The organism is Flavobacterium cryophilum (genome assembly GCF_048286555.1).
Taxonomy (GTDB): Bacteria; Bacteroidota; Bacteroidia; order Flavobacteriales; family Flavobacteriaceae; genus Flavobacterium.
In genome coordinates this window covers 122,735-128,734 of sequence record NZ_JBLVPZ010000012.1, presented here as the reverse complement: position 1 = coordinate 128,734, position 6,000 = coordinate 122,735, and the positions used below count along the sequence as shown (strand labels likewise).

Sequence of the window (6,000 nt, the reverse complement as noted above, 5' to 3'; positions counted from 1 at the left end):
AAAAGTTGTTTCCAACTTTTCCAACAAGCCGCTGGAACGGAATTCGTAATCGAAAAACACCCTACATATAACCATCTTAAAAGTTGTTAATAACTTAATGATGCTTTACATAGGAACGGCTGTTGGCAGTAGTTGTTATTTTTTCTCCGTTGAATATAAATTCGCAATTTCTTCTATAAAATTTTCCGGACGAGAACCCACTAAATTTGTCAAAATCACTACTGAAACATTATCTTTTGGATAAATATATAAAGCATTTCTATTACCACCGACCGAAGCAATTACAGGGTTTTTAACTCTTGAAGAGGAATAAAAACCAATCGAACTTTGATTCAGAAAACCGTTTTCTTGATATATTTCTCCATTATCTAATCGTATTGGAGTCCAAAGCGTATTTAGATTTTCGGCATTAATTAATTGATTACTTTGTAATGCGATTACCCATTGTGCCATTTCAGTTGCCGTTGAATAGATTCCGCCGGCTGGATACAAATTTGAAGGTATCGGTTGATACACATTGGTTAGAATATTATTTCTAAAATAAGAATAGGGCTTTGCCGAGTGGTTTATTATGTTGTAAAAATCGCCTACCCCAGCTTTGATGGAATTCTTCATTCCCGCTTTTTTATACTGGTTTTCTGTTATGAATTTTTCAAATGACTGTCCACTTATTTTTTCAATAAGCATTCCAAGCAGCAGGTAATTCGCTTGACTGTCTCTAAATTCTTTACCAGGTTTAAAAATAAGAGGCAATTCTTTTATTTTTTGGAATAAACTTTCACTATTTTCAGATAACATATTTCCTTGTGAATCCCAAATTTCAGGAAATCCCGATTTATGAGTCACTATTTGTTTTACTGTAATATTTTGCCAAGTTTTAGGCAGCTTATCCAAATATTTTGAAATAGGTTCGTCAAGATTTAATTTACCATTTTCGACTAATTGCATAATAGCAACTCCTGTAAATGCTTTAGTAATGGAATTAATGCTAAAAATAGTCTGGCTATCAACTGCAATCGAATCTTCAACTGATGCTAATCCGTAATGACTTGTTTTAACAATCACATTATCTTTAATAACTGCTAATTGCAAACCAACAATTCTATTTTTGTGCATTAGATTTTTTATTGCGTCATCAACTTTGTCGACTTGTGAATAAGTAAAATTACTAAATGCAAAAAAGGTAAGTAAAAACATTATTTTTTTCATATTTTTTTTATTTGGTTGATTTTTACAATTTTTTCGTAGACAATTTCTGCCGAAGTTCTCGCGCTACAAGCAGGCTGAGATTAATAAAGCCCTATTTTCGGATTTGCCACATCATCCCAAATACAAAACTAACTTTCCATTAAGCCTATTGCCAAAATCCGTTGTAGTAGCTGTTGGGAAATGTTTATTTTATTTCGATTTCTCTGTAGATTCCTATTGGACTTACTGAGACTTTCGGATAATATACTTCGAAAAATTTTTCTAACCCTTCTATAGCAGAGAAAATACCTTGAAATGCTTTTTCATAAATTTTTTCAACTGATAAATCTGATTCATCGGAAAATTTGAATTCATCGCTTGGTTTTGTACGTCCATCAATCTCTTGTGGGCAAGAAGTTATTATACCGAATATTGTTAATTTAATATTTGGTCTACTTCCATAAGTATATATAATATTTTCAAAAGTTCCATTAACTAAAAATTGCTTTTTTAAATTTGAAACAATTTGAAACTCGGGAAAATCATTGAAAGGTATGAGTTTGAAGTTAAGACGATTTGGATTTAATGTAGATAAAAATACTTTGATTCTTTCAACAAATGTTTCGTCTAAAAGATTTGAACCTGATAATTGTTGAATAAGTTCATCAAATTTTTTTTCAGTAATTTTTAATTGATTTACTTCTTTTTGATTATGAGCTCTTTTTAAAGCTTTCCTCTTTTCATCAATTTCTTTTTATAAACTTATTATTTCTGGATTTGCCTCATGTGCTGAACCATATATAAGTCTTTGGATTTCATTAAAATTTTCAAGAACGCTTGTAAATCTTTGATAATCCTCAAATGTACACCATCCCGTTGCTTTAATATAAGTAAAATTTGGGACCTTTTCAAGAAAATCATTATACGAACTATCGAATTCCGAATCTAACTTCTTTAATGTATTACTTTCAAATAACTTTGTTTCGATATCATTAAGCAACTCATGAAAGATTTCTACTTTTTCTGTTTTTATAGTTTTCTCTTTGTCATTTACTCCAGTTTTACCGCTAATAATTTTGATGTCAAAACCAAGCTCAGAGTCACTACCATTTTCATTTTCGATAGCTCTTGTTATTTCACTCAATAGTCCTCCGCTTAGTTGACTTTGTAGTGATTTTGCTTTATCATAATCAAAGTAAATAAAATCTTTTATTGTCTTCATTTTCTGTCTGTGGTTTTAAATATCTCCCAACGTCACTATGTGAAAAAACTAAATTGAACCTCTTGAGAATCTCATATTTGAGATTTTTATTTGGTAGCTCTCCGAATACTTTCTAAATTTGAAGTAGTTTTGTCAAAGCCTGACGTCTCGCTATTACAGCGGGTTTGGGACTAAATTAAGCCCATTATTCGGATTTGCCAATCATCCCAATACAAAACAAACTTCCCATTAAGCCAATTGCTCAAATCCGTTGTAGTTGCTGTTAGTGTTTGTTATTTTTACCATTTCGGTGATTTCTATTTCAATTGGTTTTTCGTATTTAGAAGTTGCAATTTCACTCAAACTTGTTTTTTTATGAGTGAAAATTATTTTTCCGTTTTTAACATCAATTTTGTCAACTAAATAAAATATATCTTCATAAAAATATAAATCTTCAGTTGCTATATTTTGAGTTCCGCTTTTTTTATCAAAATATTTCACGACAATTTTTGACAAAGTTTTTTTCGGATTAATAATGTAACCGATTTCAATTCTATATAAGCTTGTCTCTTTGTTTTTATAAGCGATTTCAATTTCGGTTTCAAATTTATTTATCAACTTTTCCACTTCAATTATTGTTCTATTTTTCTCTTCGTCTTTTCCGAAAATCAAAAATAAAGATTTGAATGTAACGTCTTTGATTAGTTGATTTTTTTCAAATTCTGTTAGCGAATTAAATGATTTTGGGTCAATTCCATAATCAACATATTTTATACGTTTATCGAGAAATTTTTCGCTTTCAATTAATGTTCCAAGTTTTATATTTTCTGTAAAGTTTATATAAATATGGTCAAATTCGCCTGAAATAAATTTATACTCATTTAGTTTTCTAGCAATTCTTTGACCGATTGAATTTGTTTCTTCTGTGATTTTATAGACATTGCCAATTATTCCATCAAAATTTCCAACGAAATTCTGTGGCTTAATTTCATAAAAACGAATATCTTTTATAATTCTGTCGTTTGATCCCATTCGGTTTTTAATAATAAACACTAACTAGTATATACTCGCTACAAACGAGCGCATATACCCAAAATCGGTATGCTTTGCGCTACAAATAGCGTTTCTATCTTTTTGCTAATGTAATTAATTTATTACGAATTATTGATATTGAAATTTTTAAATAATCGAATAAAAATAAATGAAGTTAGGAATCAGATTTCCTAGCCCCGATAGTAGCGGCATCCTTTATGTTCTTTCTTTAAGAAAAGAAAGATATAGCGAATTGCTTCGCCAGTTCGGCTTCCAGCCTCGTGTGCGGGAATCAGCTCCTAATTCCGACTTCCGCCAAAATGAAAAGCCCACTGAAATGTCATCTTGTCAGATTTTTTTACGCCAGTTTTAACATAAACTGACAATTTAATAGCTGGTTTTGCATTGGCACAAAGATTGACTTAACGACTCCAAGTGATAAAAACTAGTATACAATAAAATTAAATATATTTAAAATGGGTAAAATAATCGGAATTGATTTAGGTACGACCAACTCTTGTGTTTCTGTAATGGAAGGTAATGAAGCAGTTGTTATTCCTAATGCAGAAGGAAAAAGAACAACACCATCTATCATCGCTTTTGTTGAAGGTGGAGAAATTAAAGTAGGAGATCCTGCTAAAAGACAAGCGGTAACTAATCCAACTAAGACTATTGCTTCTATCAAACGTTTTATGGGTCACTCTTTTTCAGAAATTTCAGCTGAAGCAAAAAGAGTTTCTTATTCAGTAGTAAAAGGGGACAACAATACACCACGTGTGGATATTGACGGTCGTTTATACACTGCTCAGGAATTGTCAGCTATGACACTTCAAAAAATGAAAAAAACAGCTGAAGACTATTTAGGTCAAACGGTTACGGAAGCCGTTATTACTGTTCCAGCTTACTTTAATGATGCACAACGTCAAGCTACGAAAGAAGCAGGTGAAATTGCAGGTCTTAAAGTAATGCGTATTATTAACGAACCTACAGCAGCTGCACTTGCTTACGGTTTAGATAAAAAAGGTAAAGATCAAAAAATTGCTGTTTACGATTTAGGTGGAGGTACATTTGATATTTCTGTTCTTGAATTAGGAGACGGAGTTTTCGAAGTATTATCTACAAACGGAGATACTCACTTAGGTGGAGATGATTTTGACCACGAAATTATTGACTGGTTAGCAGATGAATTTAAAACTGAAGAAGGTATTGACTTACGTCTTGATCCAATGTCATTGCAACGTTTAAAAGAAGCTGCTGAGAAAGCAAAAATTGAATTGTCTTCTTCTGCTGAAACTGAAATCAACTTGCCATACGTTACGGCTACGGCTTCAGGACCAAAACACTTAGTTAAAAAATTAACGAGAGCTAAATTTGAGCAATTAACGGATTCTTTAGTAAAACGTTCTATGGCACCAGTTGCTAAAGCGTTAAAAGATGCAGGTTTATCTGTTTCTGATATTGACGAAGTTATTTTGGTTGGAGGTTCAACTCGTATGCCAAGAATTGCTGAAGAAGTTGAAAAATTCTTTGGTAAAAAAGCGTCTAAAGGAGTTAACCCTGATGAGGTTGTTGCAATTGGAGCAGCGATTCAAGGTGGAGTTCTTTCTGGAGATGTAAAAGATGTATTGTTACTTGACGTTACACCTTTATCTTTAGGTATCGAAACTATGGGTGGTGTTTTGACTAAATTAATTGAGTCTAACACAACTATTCCAACTAAAAAATCTCAAGTTTTCTCTACAGCTGCAGATTCTCAACCAACAGTTGAAATCCACGTTTTGCAAGGAGACAGAGCTATGGCAGTTGATAACAAAACTATCGGTCGTTTCCATTTAGATGGTATACCACCAGCTCCAAGAGGGGTTCCACAAATTGAAGTAACTTTTGATATTGATGCTAATGGTATCATCAAAGTTTCGGCAACTGACAAAGGAACTGGAAAATCTCACGATATTCGTATCGAAGCTTCTTCTGGATTGACTTCTGAAGAAATCGAAAGAATGAAAAAAGATGCAGAAGCTAATGCTGATTCTGACAAACTGTTAAGAGAAAGAGCTGAAAAATTGAACGAAGCAGACGGAATGATCTTCCAAACTGAAACTCAATTGAAAGAATTAGGTTCTAAATTATCTGATGATAACAAAGTTGCTGTAGAATATGCTTTAACTGAATTGAGAATGGCACACCAATCTCAAGACATTCCTGCAATTCAAACAGCTCTTGACAACATCAACGCTGCTTGGAAAAAAGCAACTGAAGCAATGTATGCTCAAGGAGAACAAGGTCAAGGTGAAGCACAACCACAAGGGGATGCTGCTCAAGGAGACAATGTTGAAGACGTTGAATTTGAAGAAGTAAAATAATAATTTCCATAGAGACGGGCTGTTGTCCGTCTTTATTACTGATTTTAAAAACCGTCCGCCTGTGGTGAACGGTTTTTTTATGGTAGTAAATAAAAACCCGACCTGTTGTAAAAACGGGTCGGGTTTTGGTATTATTATCCGTAGCGACAATGTGCATCTTTACGGCAATGTGTATTTCTATATAATGGGTGTTTCTACGATAAAATCACATCCAAT

Annotated in this window: 4 protein-coding genes; 1 reads left to right on the top strand and 3 read right to left on the bottom strand. The window is 32.7% G+C overall.

Annotated elements, in window-relative coordinates; genetic code table 11:
- Window positions 1-135: 135 nt before the first annotated feature.
- From ACNQGJ_RS15275 to ACNQGJ_RS15265, 3 genes are all read right to left on the bottom strand, one after another.
- The gene (locus tag ACNQGJ_RS15275; RefSeq protein WP_417974342.1) at window positions 136-1,209 is read right to left on the bottom strand and encodes a serine hydrolase domain-containing protein; all 1,074 of its coding nucleotides are present in this window, start codon (window positions 1,207-1,209) and stop codon (window positions 136-138) included.
- A gap of 733 nt (window positions 1,210-1,942) precedes the next feature.
- Window positions 1,943-2,410 carry a DUF6414 family protein gene (locus ACNQGJ_RS15270; RefSeq protein ID WP_417974344.1) on the bottom strand — a complete coding sequence of 156 codons (468 nt, stop codon included), beginning with the start codon at window positions 2,408-2,410 and terminating at the stop codon, window positions 1,943-1,945.
- Between the two features lie 228 nt (window positions 2,411-2,638).
- Complete coding sequence (locus ACNQGJ_RS15265; protein WP_417974346.1) at window positions 2,639-3,421, bottom strand: hypothetical protein; 783 nt, start codon at window positions 3,419-3,421, stop codon at window positions 2,639-2,641.
- Between the two features lie 476 nt (window positions 3,422-3,897).
- Between ACNQGJ_RS15265 and dnaK the strand changes: the two genes are divergently transcribed.
- On the top strand, window positions 3,898-5,784 hold the full coding sequence (dnaK, locus tag ACNQGJ_RS15260; RefSeq protein WP_417974348.1) for a molecular chaperone DnaK: 1,887 nt from the start codon (window positions 3,898-3,900) through the stop codon (window positions 5,782-5,784).
- Window positions 5,785-6,000: the final 216 nt, after the last annotated feature.

Excerpts from the sequence above, each read along its gene's own strand:
- ACNQGJ_RS15275 (WP_417974342.1), bottom strand. The coding sequence starts at position 1,209 with ATGAAAAAAATAATGTTTTTACTTACCTTTTTTGCATTTAGTAATTTT.
- ACNQGJ_RS15270 (WP_417974344.1), bottom strand. The coding sequence starts at position 2,410 with ATGAAGACAATAAAAGATTTTATTTACTTTGATTATGATAAAGCAAAA.
- ACNQGJ_RS15265 (WP_417974346.1), bottom strand. The coding sequence starts at position 3,421 with ATGGGATCAAACGACAGAATTATAAAAGATATTCGTTTTTATGAAATT.
- dnaK (WP_417974348.1), top strand. The coding sequence starts at position 3,898 with ATGGGTAAAATAATCGGAATTGATTTAGGTACGACCAACTCTTGTGTT.